This window comes from Spirosoma terrae, from assembly GCF_010435915.1.
Taxonomy (GTDB): Bacteria; Bacteroidota; Bacteroidia; order Cytophagales; family Spirosomataceae; genus Spirosoma; species Spirosoma terrae.
Genome location: NZ_JAAFZH010000007.1, coordinates 24285 through 43191, shown reverse-complemented (window position 1 = coordinate 43191; position 18907 = coordinate 24285). Strand labels below are relative to the sequence as shown.

The window sequence follows — 18907 nt, the reverse complement described above, 5'->3', positions numbered from 1 at the left end:
CGTTCGTGATTGTATTATTTTTGACATTAGTTGCGCTTATGGCTGACCATTTACCGGCCTTTTCTTTTGCCGAAACACCTACCGTAACCGTTCGGCACGACGACTCACTGGTTTCTGTTCCATTGCGTCGCACCATTCATCTGGACGTAGTGCTTCCACCCGATTATGATCATTCCGACAAGATATATCCTGTGCTGTATCTGAACGACGGGCAGGATTTACCCCGTTTACGAATGACCGACGTACTGAATTCATTGTATCGGCAGCAGGCCATTACGCCCTTCGTGCTGGTAGCCGTTCATGCGGGCGATCGAATTCAGGAATACGGAACGGCAGCTCAGGCCGATTACATGAATCGGGGCAGCAAAGCCGGATTATACACCGATTTTGTCCTGACCGAATTAGTACCTTACGTACAAAAGCATTATCGGGTAACGAGCGAGGCCAATCAGTCGGTTTTCGGCGGGTTTTCGTTAGGGGGCTTGTCGGCGTTCGATATTGTTTTTCATCATCCTGGCCAGTTCAGTAGGGCTGGTGTTTTTTCCGGATCGTTCTGGTGGCGTAGCAAAAGCACCGAAGATGGTTATCGGGACGAAACCGACCGGATTATGCACGATCTGGTACGAAAGGGCTCGTACAATAAGCATCTTAAATTCTGGTTTGAAACTGGAACCGACGATGAAACCAGCGACCGAAACAACAACGGCATCATCGATTCCATCGACGATACAACTGATTTGATTGATGAGCTGGTCAAAAAAGGCTACAGCCGTAACGACGATATACGCTACGTTGAGATTATGGGTGGCAGGCACAATCAGGAAACCTGGAGCGAAATCATGCCCGATTTCCTGACCTGGGCCTTTGGCAAATAACGGGGTAGCCTGGACGTCAACGTCCGGGCGTATAAACGCTGGTTCCGCACGAATATGGAAGCCCACGCTAACTAACGCAGTTAGAAAAAGTCATTGATTGCGCTTTTTATGATGTTAGGTGGAGAGAACAGACTAAAAAAAACGTAGTGGCTTGGTCTCGGTCGACAAGCCAATCGTCTGGATAGGCGGTCTTTTTACTTCATTTTTGAGCTTTGGTTGATAAAATAATAGCCTCTAAGCTGGGTTTTGACTGAGTTGACACATTATGTGTGACATAGCTCTCTTGTAGAAGCAACAGAGTTGAGTGACGGCTCATCTAAGCCACAAGGTAAAACTAAAATTTTTGCGCTGCTTATGGCTTTGAAATTTAATGAATCCACACTGACAAGAGATCAATTTATTGAAATACTGCAAGATAATGAGATTGTAAAACAGGAAGATATAGCTGTATTTCAGGTTATTTACGCTTTTGAGGGGCACAAAGCCTATGCGAGTCAGGTCGCCAGAATACTAGGTAAAAAAGGTAAAAATCCTCATAGCTCAATTAATCTTCAAATCGGCAGGTTAGCTAAAAGAATAGCTAGAAAACATGATATAAATTTTACAATTAGAAGTAATCAAACCTACAAGTATTGGGACTTATTTTTCAATGGCTGGGATGAGGGCCGATTTTGGGTTTGGCAACTTAAAGACGAGTTAGTGGAGGCATTAACGGAAACTGAACTTACAGGTGAGATTTTACATTCAGAGGAGTTACGCGCAGAGCTTTTATACAAAATAACAGAGGGGGCAAAAAAGGTAATTACAGTAAATGCCTATGAGCGAAACTCGCAGGCGCGTCGAATTTGTATCGAGCATTACGGCGCATTTTGTACTGTGTGTGATTTCAACTTTGAGAAAACGTATGGCGAATTAGGTAAAGGGTTTATTCATGTCCATCATCTAATTCCTGTCTCTTATATTGGCAAAAGCTATGAACTTGATCCGGTAGAAGATTTGCGGCCAGTATGCCCAAATTGCCATGCTATGCTTCACACTCAAAATCCACCGCTGACTATTGAGGAATTACAAAGCGTTATTAGCGCTAATTTCTCGTAAATGGACTGGAAGCCTAAATAGGAGTAACTCCCGTCAACTGGATGCACCTCCCGCCTGACCAAATGAAGTTCTAAATATTGAGGTTACTTTTGTTCAGATATGTAGTTTTATCATCTACTGAACTCGTGGTTATATTGATTTTATCAATCAACGAGCTTTTGTTATCGTTGTGAACAAACATCGCCAATGCTGGATTCGAGTAAGAGTCAGCTGTTAAGTTGCTCTACTGACTGTGATGTATCAACGGAAACACATACGTATACCGTTGATACGTACTATGTTGGTACCATTTCCTGCCAAGACGAGAAGTGAACAAAAACGAACGCTCAGAATTAAACGAACAAACAACGATGAATGGCTTTTCAGCAGTACTAACTGTATCACTATTGGCAGCAGGCTGTTTTGGCTTTAATGGTACGTATCAGCCAGTTCCGTCGACACTTCCAGCTCGCAAGCTCATTTGGGCCGATGAGTTCGATAAAAACGGCCTGCCCGATTCAACCAAATGGGGCTATGAAGTAGGAGGGAATGGCTGGGGCAACAATGAACAGCAATATTATACGAGTCGTCGGCTGGAAAATGCCCGAGTCGAAAACGGAAAACTAATCATTGAAGCCCGGAAAGAATCATACCAAGGGAAGGAATACACATCCGCGAGGTTGTTGACCCGTGGCAAAGCGTCGTGGAAGCAGGGACGTATCGAGGCCTATGCCAAACTTCCGGCCGGGCGGGGCACCTGGCCTGCCGTCTGGATGCTGGGCGACAATATCAAAACGGCTGGCTGGCCCTTAAGTGGCGAAATCGACATTATGGAACACGTTGGCTTTGACGAGGGGGTTATTCACGGAACGATTCACACCGAAGCGTACAACCACGCCAGGAAAACCCAGAAAGGGAAACAAATTCGTATTCCGGATGCTACGCAGACCTATCACCTGTATGCTGTGGAGTGGACAGCCGACAAAATAGACTTCTACGTAGACAACCAGAAGTACAATACCGTTGAGAAAGCTGCTTTAGGAAGTAACGTAGCCGAATGGCCCTTTGAGCAGCCCTTTTATTTACTGCTGAACGTAGCGGTTGGTGGTAATTGGGGCGGCCAGCAAGGCGTCGATGAAACCATATGGCCACGCCGGATGGAGGTCGACTATGTGCGCGTTTATCAGTAGAGAATTAGACGATCGGGTTGGGTACGAGGATGGTATCCAATCCCCAGTCAATCATAGCCTGATTGGTAAACAGCTTTAGCGAATCCTCTTCCCGCATCAGGGTGTTTCTGGCCTTAATCCAGGCATCTACGCTGGTGTCTGAATACATCGTTCGTAGCCGTGTTTTAGACAGGTTTAACAGTTTACCCCAATGAAAGGCAAACGGTATACCGGCTGCTTCCAAAGCATCCCACAACGCATCGCAGAATTGTACGGTATCGGTGGAGTAAACGCCATCTAGCTCTACCACACACGTGGTATCAAATCGGGTAAAACCAAGCGTGGCATCCGTACCTTTCACAAATCGGAAGGCGAATATACCCGTAAATGGCCCTGCTGTTTGATTCAGGTCCAGCAACAGGCTTAACACCTCAGAAACCTTGTCGGCTGAGATAGCCACGGCCGCACTGAGAACTTTGCCGTGAAAGGCTGTACTGGAAAAGATTTCGCCGTGGGTTCCCCACACATTTTCGTAGGGTGGGTATTGCTGCTTGGTGATGGCCGTAACAACGCTGGGTACAAGCGCTGGAGCTACCTGCGTGATCAGACCGACAAACGTAGGCGCATCATCGCCAGGACCGACGCCAGCCGGACTGATCGAGGGCGGTGTATACGTTTGTGAATAAGACCGCTTATACATGGTTGTTACGTAGGCTCCTTTGTCCAGATCATATGGGTTGACAACCACCTGAAAGTGATACGGTTTTTCGCTGGGGTGCGGCAACGGCAGGTCGGAAAAGTCGAGCCTCCGCATGCTCTCTTCGAGTAAGGCATCCAGGGGCATTCGTCGCCGATACGCTTCGTACAGAAACAGCGGCACCGTTTCAATCATAACACCATGAATGAAACCGAAGCTGCCAAAACTCACCAGGGCGGCTTTAAATAAGTCGTCGTTGCGCACGGGTTCGGCGCCAATCTTGCTGATAAACGTATCCGACGCAACCGGATAAGAGGCCCGTTCCAGCCAAATATGTCGGGTTGGGCTAACAATGAGATGCAATCCAACGACGAATTCAGGGAAAGCGCCTACTGTAAAAGCGGACCCATGCGTACCAGTGGATAAGGCACCAGCAATCGTTTGGCCGTTACTGGCCCCCGATGTCTTTAACGATCGACCTCTTACCTTGAGTCGTTCGCTCAATTCCTGGACAGACACGCCACATTGCGAAAAATAAAGATCGTTAGCGGTGTTAACGTATTGACCATGAACACTACTCGCCGTAATGCGCATACTCAAATTCAGCGGCTTCGTATTAAGGATGATGCCATCCGTCGCCGTGATTTTTGTAAACGACCATTCGCCACCAACAACCCGCAGCCGACGATTTGTTTGAATGGCGTCCTGCAAAATACCCTGAATCCCGGTCGTGGATGCGTTATAATCGGTTAGAACGTTGCCGGTGTCGTCATTCGCCAGATCGTAAAGGTTATCGATGGCCTGAACAAACGTCTCGTGCCGGGGCGACCATTTTTTTTGATTGGTAGGATGAATAATCATGGTGTGGATAGGAGGGTTTATACGTCGTGATGCTACAGCTCGCCTTCGCGAGGGCATGGTTTAGGACATTTCCATTCAATCTGAACCGGGCTCCAGATGCCTAACGTAGCAACCGTCAGGAGCGAATAACCAAAGTTGGTGGTTACACGAACTTCATCCAGGCTTTTCAGTTTCAACGAATCGCAGTTTTTGGCAGTGACATTTTGCTGAACCAGTCCCCAGAAAAACGAATGGGCCGTTTGTTTCTGATAGCCGGTGGAGGGGTCGAATCGGGACGTAGATACCCGGTAGTGGTAGCAGCTCTGCAGACTGAGCAGAAGAACCATCAGAGCTACCCGACGGAGAGGGAGGTAGGAAAGGTTAAACATGGCTGATGTGGTGGTTTTACGGATCTGAACAAGGGTGGACGTAGCGGAAAGCCTGTCAACGATTATGTTTGTAGGCTACACAGGGTAATAGTCGGAAAGAACGTAATTCGAGGAAACGGAAAATCGGGAGATTTATCGGTAAAATTTCTGATTCGTTCGTTTTAACGTAGTAATAGTTTTTTTACCGTCGAGATCGCCGTAATTTTCAATATCCACATTATTCTATCTCAACTATGACACTGGATGCTCCTACGTTGCTTTCCATGTTGGAAACAATCGATCCGACGGATTCGACGGCGCTCGATGCGTTGGACCTGCACGTATCACATTTTCTGGCGCACCCGTTGCCGCTACGTTACAGCCGTAGTCGCGACGTACTAAAGAGTATCCGGCCCGAAGGCTTTCTGGTAAAGATTGAAATCTGGCCGAGTGGCCCATCTGTCATGGGCTGTTTTATTGCCGAAAACGGGGAGGTCACTACGTTCGAATCGGGAGGAGGGCCAACGGAAGAGTTATGTGAACTGCACGTAATTATTCAGGCGGTGGCCTATTTGCGGGCTAAGGCCGAATAATATGTTGTGAATAAAGCCGTATCCCCCATTTATGGGATGGTGCTTCAAGCAGGGCGTGTAGACCTTTGATGCGATACTTTACCTTTCGCTTCAATCTACATCGCCATGAAATCGTTATTATCCGTATTTTTTTGGGTAGGCGTCTGCGCTACGTTACTGCTGAGCCTCCAGAGCTGTAAGAAAACCACTGATCCCATTACCCCGGGTGGCGGCACCACCAATCCGGGTAGTAACACTACCACTACGCCAGGTAGTAGCACCTCAGCCGCAACAACGGTGCCCAGCGTAAACACGGCTACCGGACCCATTGCGTCGGGTAGTACATCAACGTCGGCAATCCTATCGGCGGTGATTACCGGCAACGGCGGGGCCGCCATTAGCCAGCACGGGTTTGTGTACAGCAAAACTAGTCAGACGCCCACACTGGCCGACAGTAAAACAGAACTGGGTGCTACGTCGGGTCCATTTCCGCTAACCATCACCAGCAAGCTCACCAATCTGGAAGCCAATACGACTTACTACGTGCGGGCTTACGCCACCAACGAGAAGGGAACGGGATATGGGGCCGTAGCGCAGGTGAAAACCAGCGACGCAGGTGTCGTATCAAGCAGTGAGGATGCCGAAACGATTTATGTCGGGGCAAATTACTATACCTATGCCTTCGATGCCGTCACGGGGAAACAGAAAGGGCGATACGCTATAACAGGAGGCAGTGCCAATGCGTCACCAGCCGTAGATAAAACAATGCTTTATACCGGCTACAACAGCGTTATGGCTTACGATGTAAGTACCGGCCGTCGTCTTTGGGAATACGCCGGCCTTAACGGGCAACTTACCGAAGCCATGACGCTCGACAACGGTGTGCTGTATGTCCCAACGGAAAGTAAACTGTTCGTCTTAGATGCGACCAGCAGCACAAAAAAATGGGAGTTTTCAGTAACCGGTGGCAATTCGCTGGCCAGTCCGGTCGTGATCGGGGGCGTTACATACGTAGTGGGGGGCACCGGTATGTATGCTATCGATGTTGCCACCGGAACCCGCAAATGGACGTATCCGGCAGTGCAGACCGGGGCAGCAATTTCTGGAGGAGTCGCTTACGCAACAGGCGCACCCAATACGCTTCACGCTGTCGATATAGCTACCGGTGCAAAAAAATGGACTTACCAGATGGGAACAACGCTCGGCAGCCTGGGATCATGCGCCACCGTTGCCAACAATACCGTTTATGTGGGTAGTGGAGATAAGAGATTGTACGCGGTGGATGCTACCACGGGCACCAAAAAGTGGGACTTCCTGACGGGGGGCGATGTTTATTCCAGTCCATTTGTGGCTAACGGACTGGTCTTTTTCTTCAGCTCCGACGCAAATTTATATGCCGTAGATGCAACAACCGGCACTAAGAAATGGAGTGCCAAAGTTGGTACGACGGGAACGGTTTTTGGTTCTACCAGCCCCGTTGTGGTAAACGGTGTGGTATACATTACCGGTGAAAACAAAACGCTATATGCCTTCGATGCCGTGACAGGTACAGAGAAATGGCAGGCAGTTATCACTGAGAATTTAACCTCCAGTCCGACCATAGTTGCCAAAAATGGCAAGGTTTTCAATTCAGGCCGGAGCGGTGCTCAGCAATAGATAGCTATCCAGAACCAAATTTATTTCATGAAAACGACTCACTCACCCAGCCCCAACAAAGACTGTACGGACAAAGTGCATTGGAACACATCCCAGATTTAGCTCCCTGAAACCATGCTACTATTTAGCCAAACAACCTGCACCCTATCGGGCGGGCGCGATACACCACTTTTCCCTTTTGGCACTGCCGAACTATCGACTCTTCCAACAAACGAATATGACCACTCGGCCAAAGGGAGTGCTCAGACCGTTTTTGCAGGCCTACCCCGCAACGTGCTGCCCGGCTTCGCTACGGTCGATGCTCATTTCCCCAACACCGATCATAAACTGGCCTGGCAAAAACTGTTGATTGGTTGCCAGTATTATGGCGGAAATGTTCATCTGGATGTTCGGGCCGTATTGAAAGACAGCTCAACCGATTTTTGGGATGTAGACTGGAACGATCCGTTCACTGTTGAGACCCGGCTGACCGTGCTGGGCGAACCCATGACCGAAGCCGAACAGCAATTGGTTGTGCCGGGTCTGCTGATTGACCTGTTCCAGATCAGACAACCGGTTAATGGTCGCTGGTTAAACGGTGGGCGCGATGAATTTCGGCTGCTCAATACGGTTTGGCCCTACGAAGCCAATGTACCTACTGATCTGAAGGTCGATGTGCAGGTACTGCCTGAATTTGACCCCGCCCACTCCGAACTCCTGCAAGGTGCTGGCCCATTGCTGCTCCGTCTCGACTATTATGGTGCTCAAAATCAGCACTATGCCCAGACGCATGAAATAGCCCTTGAATCAGACGGCAGACAGGGGCATGTTTTCACGATTCCAGCCGAGTGGTGCCGGGCGGTCGCTTCGTTTACGGTACAACTCATAAAATCCACCTCATCAAGGCCGCTCACGTCATCTTATGCAGGCGGAACGCTCTCATTTATCTAAACATACCTGTAGCTATGCAATCCGTTCATTTCAGACAAGGGACGCTTACATTCGGCGAAACGCGGGGCGTATCCACGACTACTATCGAAGCGTTTACCGTCGCACCGGATGATACAGGTACGACTATCTACGATGCCACTGTTTTTGTAAGAGGCTACGATGTAACCTTTACCAACGGCGACCATAATTTTCAGCAAGTGACTGTCGGGCTTGATGTTGCGATCAGCGACGATCGGAAATGGCTATCGGTCGATGGGAGTTTACTCCTGCGTGATAGTAATGGCGACGATCCGTTCCGGGGCACCATCGATTACAGCCTCGTGGTCGTCACCACTTTTCTCGCAATACCCACAATCGTTTTTCAGGATAAAGAATCATTGCTGGAGCGCCTAAGAGAGGGTAATTCGTAAACGTCGGGTCCCGATAGCAGCAGGCAGCTTTTTACCGGTTGTGTTGTGTACGAAGTCTAGCTGGAGCCACTTCATTACCGGCAACTATCCATAGAACGAACCTTTTTCATCCATACCCATGAAACGTATCATTCCCATTTCTTTATTACTTGGGCTATTCCTGCCCGCGCTGTTCGAGGGGTGCAAGAAACCCGAGAATGATCCGGTGGGGCCAGGTAGTACAACTTCTAAGAGCGACACGCCTGGCTATTTTCATCTTAAACTGCAAACGATTGACGCTAATCAGAACGTGGGTCTGTTAATCGTCGACATCAAATACCAGCAATTGTCCAAAAAGTATGACGTGCACGGGCGCTACGTTCAATTTAACCTACGCGATTTTTCGACTATTCGCAGTTTACTCCAACAATTACGCAGCGCAGTAGCACAGGCTGATGAGCGTGTGACGGCCTACGCTACGCTGACAAATCTGGCGTTAAAACACCTCGAGAAATTGCCCGGTTATGTGCGCTCTATAGAACTAAAACCCGATGTTTTACGCGATATCATGGGCGGTAAATCCGTGCAGTTTGGCTATAATGGTTTTCAGAGAGCACAACCTGACGAATGGTATGCGTGGGTTGGAAAGTTGTTGCGTGACTTCGTAGCCACGCCTGTTCAGGCGCAGACGGTCTCTCAGGTAGTAGGGGCTAAGATAAGAGAGTGGGAAGAAATGTATGGTAGCGCACCCAGCCAGGAACAGATTGATCGGTTTGAAGCAAATGCCAAATTCGATGGGTACCCCGAAGAAGATTGGCGAACGAGAATGCCTATGCCACCTCCTTCCAGCGGTGGTGGTGGGAGTTCATCAACTAACTCGGGCTACCCTGCTTCGCTGCCTACGCCGTCGGGCGTTTGCCCTTCCGTATCAACAAGTGCTCTGACCGATTTCCTCAACGGCATGAATACGCTCGTTTCTGACATTGCCGGTTTATTGGGTAATCTCGGTACCAGTACCGCTGACAGTATTCAGCAGACAGTCGATACCATTAAAGCTGAATTTGATCGGTTAGTGGCTGAATTTAGTAGCAATAAAAATGGCGGGAGAGTAGCTGCGGGCGGGTGCTCAAGCCGCTCCGCCAGTGGTACTCAGGGAGATCCGATGATCGTGGGTCTGGATGGAGCAAAACAACTACTTCATCCGGCGGGAGAATTCTGGGCTATTCATTCGAAAAACGATGAGTTTGCCGTGCAGGTCCGTTTCGAACCTGTGACAAGTGCAGCAACCGCTAATCAGACGGGGGCATCGATCACTACGTCGATTGCCGTGCGTACGGGAAAAGATGTGGTTAGTATTACCGTAAAACCCTTAACGGTTCATCTCAACGGGCAGGAAATAAAGGCTGATTTTACAGGTACTCAACTTTTGCAGGAGCGGGCTTATATGACTCGGCCTGGTGCTAATCAGTATATGATAGCCACTACCTGGGGCGATCTGATTGAGGTTCGAACGAATCCAACGTTCAACCTGAGCTGGTACGTTCGAACGCTGTCGAGTAAGCGAAAAAATCAGGTAGAAGGGCTTTTGGGCCAATTCAACGACAACCCTGATGACGATTTTCAGGATAAGTCGGGGCAGATTTTCAGACCACCACTGACCACCACTAATCGAGCCGACTGGTACACGAAATTCTGTGGCGACTGGCGAATAAAACAGGCCGAATCCATTCTGGTCTATGCGGCTGGTAAAAATACCGACACCTATACCATTGCCGATTACCCCGTCAAGCTCAAACACGTATCCATGTTTGATTTTGATCTGGCGGCTCGTAATAAGGCAGAACAGACTTGTCGGAGAGCTGGGATTATCCACGAATCGGATCTGTCTGATTGTATGCTGGATGTTTTGATTACAGGCCGCGACGAAATGGCCGATCAGATGGCACTGGGTATTAAACTTAAAGAAGAATCGGCTGCCTATTTTCAGCGATTAGCTGATTTTCCCGGTAAAGCCGCCGAAGGAGCGGTGGGTCTGACTGTTGGCGATAAAATTTACGCCGGCCTGGGTAAGACCTCTGTCGACTGGGCAATGTATGACCCGGCTACGGATACGTGGACTGCCAAAACGCCTTTCCCTAATGCCAAAACAAGCTTTGGATACTGCGGTACGTTCGTTATCGGTACGAAAATCTATTTTCTTGGTGGAGCCATCGACAATACCCGAACCGATCAGCTTTGGGAATACGACGTATCGGCCGACAAATGGACGCAGCGCAAAAGCATTCCCGGCGGAGCACGGTATAATATAGCCGCTTTTGCTACGGGTGGTAAAGGATACGCCCTATTTGGTACTACGGGTTGGGGGCTGGGTGAGACCGATTACCCTACTAAAAGTACCTTTTATGAGTATGACCCCACTACAGATAGCTGGACACAGAAAGCCGATTTTCTGGCTAAACCCAGAGGGAATAACATCACCAATGTAGAATTTAACGGTATCGCAACGGTTATTAACGGTCGCCCATTCGTTGGTGGTGGATCGGGCAGTGGTACCGTTTGGAGCGATTGGTATGAATATATACCCAGCCGAAACGTATGGGAGAAACGAGCGAATTCGTTTGGGGCAAAATACTACTGTTCGATTGGTAATACGTTCTATTCCATCAATGATCGCTACGTGCAGAGCTATGATGCCACAACCGATACCTGGACAAAATACCCGGGCAAAGAAATCTATTCGCCCATAGGTCCGAATACAGCACGGGGCCTTTATCAAGTGCCGGTTGTAAATGGAAAAGCGTATTTGGGTCTAGGATCGAGCAAGGAGTGGTGGAGTTTTACGCCTTAGGCGTCACTACGCCCTTGTTATTTTTTAGTTACACCACACCATTTTTCTATTCATTCTTATGAAAACGTATCATCGTCTTTTCGTGGCGTTGGTCATGTTGGGGCTGCTCAGTCTCGCATCCTGCAAAAAAACAGATCCCGTCGTAACGCCCGGCGGAACCACCACCACGCCCGGTTCGAATACCATTACGTCGGGCACAACCAAAAGTTCGGCCAAAGACATTCTGGGCTTTGAATTCAGTGCGCTGACCCCGGTTGTTAAGGCAACTATTGATGCCACGGCCAAAACCATTACGGCTACTGTTCCGGCCAGCACAGACGTAACGAAACTGGCTCCGTCTATTTCGTTGCCATCAAAGGCGACTGTCTCCCCCGGTTCGGGCGTGGCGCAGGATTTTTCAAAAGTTGTTACGTATACCGTTAGTGCCGAAGATGGTAGTATGCAGGTCTATTCGGTTACGGTCAGCAAAGCACCCGCTACGTCGTCGGTTTGCCGGGTTGTGTCTATTGTTGGTACATCAACCACGAGCGGATCGAAAACAACGTATCAGGTTGATGGTCAGAATCGACTGGTGCAGGAGAAGACCGAAAATGCAGATGGGAATAACACACTGATCTCGTCGAACACAACCATTTATACCTATGATGCCGACGGCTTTTTAACCCGTTCGGTGCGCAGTTATTGGTATGCTACACCGTCAAATTCGAGTCTCAGGGAAATGACCACTACGTATGCCTATCAAAATGGACGGATGGTAAAGACGGAGCTGGTGATAACTACCGTAGGTGGGACTAGTTCCAGTTCAACCACGCAGTATGAATACGATACTCAGGGAAATGTGAATAAACGAATTAATACGTCGTCGGCAGGTTTACAGGAAACTACTACGTTTGCCAATGGATTAGCTACGGCTATCACGAGCAATCAGGCTACATACACGCTTAATAGCCAGGGATTTGTGACCAAACGAGTCAACACGAATGGTACGTCATCGGTGTACCAATACAATGCTGCAGGTCAGAATACAGTCATTGAAAACTATAATGCGAGTGGTGGCAAAACAGGGTATACAACCTATGAAAGTGTTGATAAAAGGCTGAATACACCCACAAACCCATTGGGCTTTAAAGGCCATCCGACTACGTTACCAGCTACGTATGGAAACAATGGGTTAACAGCAAAACTGGTTAACTATACTATCGACGCGGCCGGTAAAGAAACCAAAACCAACGAATCCAGCTGGGTCTATCAGGGCGATAGCCGGGGTAACGTAGCGAGTTATGTGTATACAAGTAGTTTCTTGTCGGGTACGTCGATGGTCACCGGTACCAGTACGTATACCTACGCTTACGAGGGTTGCCAGTAACGTTGTTGATTTTTTAGCTCTTCTGAGTCAGTCTATAGTTATACTGATAGTCTGCCCCCACACCATGTACAAACTCTGTTTAATCAGCCTCCTCACCTGGGCTTTGGCTATGCCGTTATTAGCTCAGGTGTTGCCCCACCGAATGCGGGTGGGGCTTTCGGCCGATGTGCTCGGTGCTACGTTAGGGATTGGCGCGCAACTACACGGGTCGTTACGTATCACCGACGATTACCGGGACTTCGGCGATAAGCACAAATACATCAATCTGGAACAAATTCTGCCCGGCGTATCGATCGGTTGGCTATTCTGATCGATAGTAACCAAGCCACATACTACGCCCCAGCCGATTTCTTCAAAATAACATGCCTGATATTTATGCGGATAAAGCATAATCTAACGAACTAACGATTCTAACTGCTGCGTATAAACATTACGTTCGCCAGAAAGAAAAACGTACTACAACTCGAGGTTTCGCCCGGATTGTAGTACGTTTTGTATTAAATAATAGAGGCAGCAGAGAATGAAGAATAAGAAAACGAGCGATTATCTGTCTTAGATGATTGTTTCGCACCAGGTGATACGCAAATCGCAATTGGGATCGAACGGAGGAGGCCGAAATCTGCATTAAATTGTGGTATAAAATCCAAAGCTTGTGTCCCCATCTAGAGTCGTACGCTTCAGAAGCCAGCGGCTGACTGTAGGGAATACTACTATTGCTTAGTGTAAGTAAAAGTTAGGATTGCATCTTGTATGCTAGTCATCTTATCCGCATTGGCAATAAGTATATCGCCGATTCTTCCTTTCGAGACACTGACAATCAGACTATACGCTTCCAGCTTGTGAACATGAGCGTGATTGACGTTTAGAAGAATAGTGAAACCGATAAAAAGCGTCCTGCGAATTTCCCTGATTGCATAGTCTTGTGGTGAAAGGCAAATGCATTACGATGCCCCAAAATTCGGTTGCTATAAAGCAAAGGGCCATCCCATAAAAGGGGGATAAGGGAAGTTGGCTAGTTAGCGGTCGGGAGAGACATTCGCACTGTCTGTATCCCCCTTTTATGGGATGGTGCTGACAGGCAATGCCTTACGAAATTTGTGCGGATTTAGATCAGTCTATTTACCTTAAAGTAAATAGACTATGAAAATTTGTACCTGGCTGGATTTAGTGTGAAAGTTGTTACATAATTTATGTGCTGGTTACTAGCATTGCTTTATCTATGAAAGCTGGATACTGCCAATAGTTGGTGTTTCCGGATTGCCAGACCGATTATTGCTTACTAATGTGGCCTGTTAATTAACTAAGTATATCGGTACTACCAGGGAGGTTTGAAGGAGTACCGTTACAGAGGAGAATGATTCCCTGATAAGTTCTATAATTCTATCGTATTGAGCTCAATCGTTTTACCAGAATGCCGCAAGACAGCAACCAGACCCGATGGATTATTAAACTGCCGAACGAGGTCTTTTTTGATGGACGTTATGCTACATACGAGTTCTCTTATTTTAACTTACCTCAACTCTATTTCGAGCGGGGTGCTAGCTATTTTAAAAAAAATTTAGGGGTAATAAATACTGGGTTAAGTAATACGTTGTTCAGGTTCCTGAGAGATTTGGCTAAAGTGTTTACGAGCAAAGGGACACCGATTCGGTATTTCTTGTTGTTTGATGGTTGCTACGATCAAGTAGACTATTACTACGAGCATATCCAGAAATGTCAGAATGAGGGCCCAGCTCTTGATAACCTATTCCGATATTTATACATCTACCTTGACGCTACTGTTGCGAAACAGTTTGCAGACGAACTTATCAGGGGAACAAAAAATAAGTTTCCATACATAGCGCTTAGCGTTTATGAGGCTACTCCAAATCTGGTGTCGGGTCAGCCAGTCCAGAATTGGCCTGTTCTCAATCATATAGAGTTGCTGGGTATTCAGACCGGTTGGCAATATGAGGGGGGGCGTGGCCATCAAGCAAACTGCTTTGTTGTCGAAGTGTGCTGGGGAATAGATAATCCTGAATTGCCGGATTATATAGCCAGTAACCAGACTCGTTATGCCTATGAAAATGGGGAAAACGAAACGTTAATAGATGGTCCGTTGACGTTCAGTGATAAAACGCATGGTACTCAAACATTAGGCGTTCTGGTCGCAAGCGGTGAAAAGGTAACCGAAAGGGATAAGGTTGGCATTGTGCCTGATGCCACTATTGCGAAACTCATTTCGACATACATGCCCCTTATTCTCAATGAAAACCCGGAGGCTGCCGCTTATAAGCCTCTTACGTATCATGAGAAGCCCGAGGCAGCCTTGCTGAAAGCTATTTGTCTGGCTTCTCCGGGCGACATAGTATTGATCGAGTACGAGTGGACGTCGGGGGGGCTACCGTTTGAGTATCAGGAAGTAGGGCGCCATTTGATTTGGTATGCAACGCATTGCCTGGACATTACAGTTGTGGAGCCGGCCGGTAACGGCATACCTAAAAGCATTGCAAATGTCGATGATCAACTACTCGATTTCGACTCCGGTGCTATCCTGGTCGGGGCTGCTTATGAATCTGCAGCAAGCTTTATGAATGGCCGAAATTACAGTGCCAGGGCAATGTTATCGAAGCGGTTCTGCTTCGCGCCGGTTCCGGTAGCGAGTATAGTATGCAAAGATGGAAAGGATGTCGATTATGGTCAGACTTCTGCGGCTGCGGCCGTAATTGCGGGGGTTGCCTGCCAGATTCAGAGCATCTATAAGTCGATGATTATGCGCTACGGGCGGCAAGATTTGTGCTCCTATTTACCCCCTTATCGCCTTCGGGAACTGCTGTGCAATCCTGATTCTTCGGCTCTAGACGTTAGGGTTAGCGACATGCTAACTGGCACTATACCTGATATGGCCCGGATTTATGAACAAATCAGTGCAATGGTTAATAATTAAAACTTCTAAACCGTTTAGTCTATGGAATCACCAATGGGTCTATCTGCCGAGCAAATAGTTGACTTGTTAGGGCCTAATGCGTCAATCTGGCCACTTCTTACCGATAACGCCAGGGAGGAGCTGAGCAAAATTTTTTCTACAACGCTAGCGGATCGGGAAGCGGGTTTACTGGAGTTGGAAACTGTTGACAATAACGACTGTTTAGAGGCAAGCATGCTGCGAGCTACTTTTCATGAATCCGTTGTTGAGCCCATTCTGGCTCCCCATGCAACAAGGTCTAATCACTATGATCCGAAACAGTCTGATTATAAAGGGACAACTGGATATGTTATTGGCATTAATCAGTTTCGTGCGGTGGCAACGGCATTTGCTGATAGTGAAGCTGTTCAGATCTGTTTTGGAATGGATAAGCCATTGGGAGAAGGAGGGCAGCTTCAACTAATTTTTAAAGGTATTGGTGGACTAACGAATCCTAACGTAGTGTTCATAACTGGAAAACCAGGGGCAGGTAACGGGCCGGATGGAGCCAGAGTTAGGCCATGTCCCTCGAACGGACAATGTTAAACTATCAGCGTAACCGAGTATGGATATTGAGCTCTTTTTAGAGAAAATGTTCCAGGTGGTGCTATATATGTCTATTGTGCCAATTGGGGTAGGTATTTATTGCTGGACCTACCTTAGTTGGCCTTTACGTATATTTTGGCTAAGCCTTGTTGTTGGACTGCTGATTTCGCTTATTGGAGATTATCTAATGGCAAAGCACATTAATAATCACGTCATGTTCTATGTGAATACGGCTACGGATGCTGTGCTGATGACTGCTTTCTTTTCGGCATTTATGCACAGTCCGTTTTTACAGAAATTTTATCAGGGGTTGTGTGTCGGTTTACTTTTTTTTATGGGTTGGGGGATATGGACTTGGGGCAGTTCATTAAATACAGCCCTACGGCTGTCAAGTATTGAAAGTTGTGTTGTGATCTCAATGGCATTGCTTGTTTTGACGAATCAACTTCGTCAGAGTACGGCAGTTTCATTACGTCGACAACCGGTTGTATATATAGTTGTGGGGGTCTTAGTATTAAATCTTTTTACGTTGCTATTAAATTTATTTGGTAGTCAGCTCTACACGTATTCGGCACGATTATTTAATTTATTCTATGATACGCTGGCTCCGCTTTCAAACCTACTTTCGTACATATTTACGTGCATAGGATTCTGGCAAAGTCGTTCCCGTGCCTTGCCATTGGGTTAATTGCCCTTGGGATAGGCCTGTTCGCGGCTCATCATGTATGGGCGCAGACTAGTTACGTGCCCATACGAATAAAGCAGATCATCGTAAACGGGTTAGAGGTGAAGCCACAACCTGGACAGCCTCTTTTCCTTCAGCGCGATAAAAATAGTCTGACTGTTTACTTTGAAAACCCATTTCCTGCCAGTTCGCCCTCATTTGCTTACCGATTGGAACCTGATCCTATTCGGCGTCGAATCGGTAAGCAACATGTAATTCATCTTGATGATGTGCCAGCCCGAGATTTTGTTTTACGGATCGAAGCAGTCGATACACCCATACGTTCTACCGCCCACATTGAGCTAGTAGCACAGCCTTTTTGGCAAAAAGGGTGGTTTTGGCCAGTAGTTTCCTTACTTATGGTGTTCATTATCGGTGTAGCCATATATCTGTTTTACCTTTATCGTCTTCGTCAATTTATTCGCCTTCAGCGCGTTCGCGACCGGATTGCCCGTGATCTGCACGACGATATGGGGAGTTACCTGAGCAGCATCAGTATTTTGAGTCAGACGGCGAGCCGGTCCGTAGTAAAAGATCCGGCTAAAGCACAGATTACGCTCGATCGAATCGGTCAGACGGCCCGGCAGGTGATGGATTCTATGGGTGATATTGTCTGGAGTATCAACCCCGACCATGATTCCATGAAGCAGGTGGTTAGCCGAATGACCGACGTAGCGTCGGGGTTATTTGGCGCCGATAACGAATTTATCAAGCAGGTTACTCTGCAGGTAGACGTAGCGGATGAGGTATGTCAGATGAGCTTATCGACCGAACGTCGGCGCGATTTTTTTCTGATCTACAAAGAGGCTATTACCAATGCCGCCCGCTATGCAAACGCCAGTCGGGTTCGTGTTCAACTAAGCCGGGAGGGTGGTCAACTGGTTTTAGTCATTGACGATGATGGCGATGGCTTTGATCCGGAGAAACCCGAGCGTAGGAACCCGGCAGGAGGAAACGGGCTGAATAATATGAGAAAACGGGCGGAGTTACTAGGGGGCGTTTTGCTGGTCAGGAGCGCGATAGGAGCAGGCACTACGGTATCGTTAAAATTCCCGGTTTAACGATTGGGCCAATATCCCCCTTTTATGGGATACCCATCTAACGGACTCTCGTCTACTTTTACTCGCTGTAACTAATTATTGTAAAATAGAAACGTTCAACTTGAATGATAGTCAAACCAGTATATGCCGATACGTGTCCTGATATATGAAGATAATGTTCCTCTGCGGGAAGCCTTGAGTGCCCTTGTCGATGATGCCGATGAGTGTACGTTGGTGGGAGCTTACGGCGATTGTTTGCGCGCGAACGATCAAACGTATCAACATCAGCCCGATGTAGTGCTGATGGATATTGATTTACCCGGTCGTGATGGTATTCAGGCCGTATCGAGTTTGCATCGGGAATTTCCGGCGGTGGAGGTGTTGATGCTTACGGTTTTCGACGATGATGACCGCGTTTTTCGGGCCTTGTGCGCTGGCGCATCGGGGTATCTGCTCAAACAAACGCCACCAACGCAATTGATCGACGCGATCCAGTCAGTATATGCCGGAGGAGCCCCCATGTCGCCCAGTATTGCTCGCAAGGTTATTCAATCCTTTCCGTCTAAAGTCGGACAGTCAGCCGACCTCGATCAGTTAACCAGTCGCGAAAGTCAGGTGCTGTATTATCTGGCGCAGGGTATGAGCTATAAACTGGTCGCTGCCGAATTGGGAGTCGGGATCGAAACCGTGCGCACGCACATTAAGCGTATCTACGAAAAACTACACGTTCATTCGGTGGTGGAAGCCGTGTCTAAATACCGCTCCTGATGTATTGAGTCTACGCGTAAACGTCTACATCTATTTGTCGTAAATTCCCCTTTTTTTGCCGCTTTTGCCCTCCATTTTTTCGGTTGATCTGCTTTACT

General features: G+C 47.8%; 17 protein-coding genes. 15 read left to right on the top strand and 2 right to left on the bottom strand.

All coding sequences use genetic code 11. The annotated features are described in order from the left end of the window. Positions 1-38 precede the first annotated feature (38 nt). The 3 genes from GK108_RS16465 (at position 39) to GK108_RS16455 (ending at position 3142) form a co-directional block, all read left to right on the top strand. Positions 39-875: an alpha/beta hydrolase gene (locus tag GK108_RS16465; RefSeq protein ID WP_163950726.1), complete on the top strand. Its 837-nt coding sequence runs from the start codon at positions 39-41 to the stop codon at positions 873-875. A gap of 300 nt (positions 876-1175) precedes the next feature. Continuing rightward, on the top strand, positions 1176-1973 hold the full coding sequence (locus tag GK108_RS16460) for an HNH endonuclease (protein ID WP_246224936.1): 798 nt from the start codon (positions 1176-1178) through the stop codon (positions 1971-1973). A gap of 350 nt (positions 1974-2323) precedes the next feature. Further along, positions 2324-3142, top strand: a complete 819-nt coding sequence (locus GK108_RS16455; RefSeq protein WP_163950723.1) for a glycoside hydrolase family 16 protein — start codon at positions 2324-2326, stop codon at positions 3140-3142. 4 nt (positions 3143-3146) lie between these two features. Here the strand turns inward: GK108_RS16455 and GK108_RS16450 are convergent, their stop codons facing one another. Both GK108_RS16450 and GK108_RS16445 read right to left on the bottom strand, forming a co-directional pair. Further along, the gene (locus tag GK108_RS16450; RefSeq protein WP_163950720.1) at positions 3147-4679 is read right to left on the bottom strand and encodes an FAD-binding protein; all 1533 of its coding nucleotides are present in this window, start codon (positions 4677-4679) and stop codon (positions 3147-3149) included. Between the two features lie 32 nt (positions 4680-4711). Beyond that, positions 4712-5047: a Bor family protein gene (locus GK108_RS16445; RefSeq protein ID WP_246224935.1), complete on the bottom strand. Its 336-nt coding sequence runs from the start codon at positions 5045-5047 to the stop codon at positions 4712-4714. Positions 5048-5280: 233 nt separating this feature from the next. Here GK108_RS16445 and GK108_RS16440 point away from each other — a divergent pair, with 233 nt between their 5' ends. From GK108_RS16440 to GK108_RS16385, 12 genes are all read left to right on the top strand, one after another. Next, on the top strand, positions 5281-5619 hold the full coding sequence (locus GK108_RS16440; protein WP_163950717.1) for a hypothetical protein: 339 nt from the start codon (positions 5281-5283) through the stop codon (positions 5617-5619). A gap of 105 nt (positions 5620-5724) precedes the next feature. After that, positions 5725-7254, top strand: coding sequence for a PQQ-binding-like beta-propeller repeat protein (locus tag GK108_RS16435; protein ID WP_163950714.1), 1530 nt, complete (start codon positions 5725-5727; stop codon positions 7252-7254). A gap of 114 nt (positions 7255-7368) precedes the next feature. Continuing rightward, a complete protein-coding gene (locus GK108_RS16430; protein WP_163950710.1) occupies positions 7369-8184 on the top strand; it encodes a hypothetical protein in 816 nt (271 codons plus the stop codon). A 14-nt stretch (positions 8185-8198) separates the two neighbouring features. Next, on the top strand, positions 8199-8594 hold the full coding sequence (locus tag GK108_RS16425) for a hypothetical protein (protein WP_163950707.1): 396 nt from the start codon (positions 8199-8201) through the stop codon (positions 8592-8594). A gap of 118 nt (positions 8595-8712) precedes the next feature. Continuing rightward, positions 8713-11421 carry a VWD domain-containing protein gene (locus tag GK108_RS16420; protein ID WP_163950704.1) on the top strand — a complete coding sequence of 903 codons (2709 nt, stop codon included), beginning with the start codon at positions 8713-8715 and terminating at the stop codon, positions 11419-11421. 58 nt (positions 11422-11479) lie between these two features. Beyond that, positions 11480-12787, top strand: coding sequence for a DUF5018 domain-containing protein (locus GK108_RS16415; protein WP_163950701.1), 1308 nt, complete (start codon positions 11480-11482; stop codon positions 12785-12787). Between the two features lie 64 nt (positions 12788-12851). Further along, positions 12852-13097, top strand: a complete 246-nt coding sequence (locus tag GK108_RS16410; protein WP_163950698.1) for a hypothetical protein — start codon at positions 12852-12854, stop codon at positions 13095-13097. 1101 nt (positions 13098-14198) lie between these two features. Next, complete coding sequence (locus tag GK108_RS16405) at positions 14199-15713, top strand: S8/S53 family peptidase (RefSeq protein WP_163950694.1); 1515 nt, start codon at positions 14199-14201, stop codon at positions 15711-15713. Between the two features lie 21 nt (positions 15714-15734). Then, the gene (locus tag GK108_RS16400) at positions 15735-16277 is read left to right on the top strand and encodes a hypothetical protein (RefSeq protein WP_163950689.1); all 543 of its coding nucleotides are present in this window, start codon (positions 15735-15737) and stop codon (positions 16275-16277) included. A gap of 19 nt (positions 16278-16296) precedes the next feature. Beyond that, entirely contained in the window at positions 16297-16965 is a 669-nt protein-coding gene (locus GK108_RS16395) for a hypothetical protein (RefSeq protein ID WP_163950686.1), read from the top strand. A gap of 98 nt (positions 16966-17063) precedes the next feature. Next, entirely contained in the window at positions 17064-18062 is a 999-nt protein-coding gene (locus tag GK108_RS31295) for a sensor histidine kinase (protein WP_163950683.1), read from the top strand. 123 nt (positions 18063-18185) lie between these two features. Beyond that, complete coding sequence (locus GK108_RS16385) at positions 18186-18809, top strand: response regulator (protein ID WP_163950681.1); 624 nt, start codon at positions 18186-18188, stop codon at positions 18807-18809. Positions 18810-18907 lie beyond the last annotated feature (98 nt).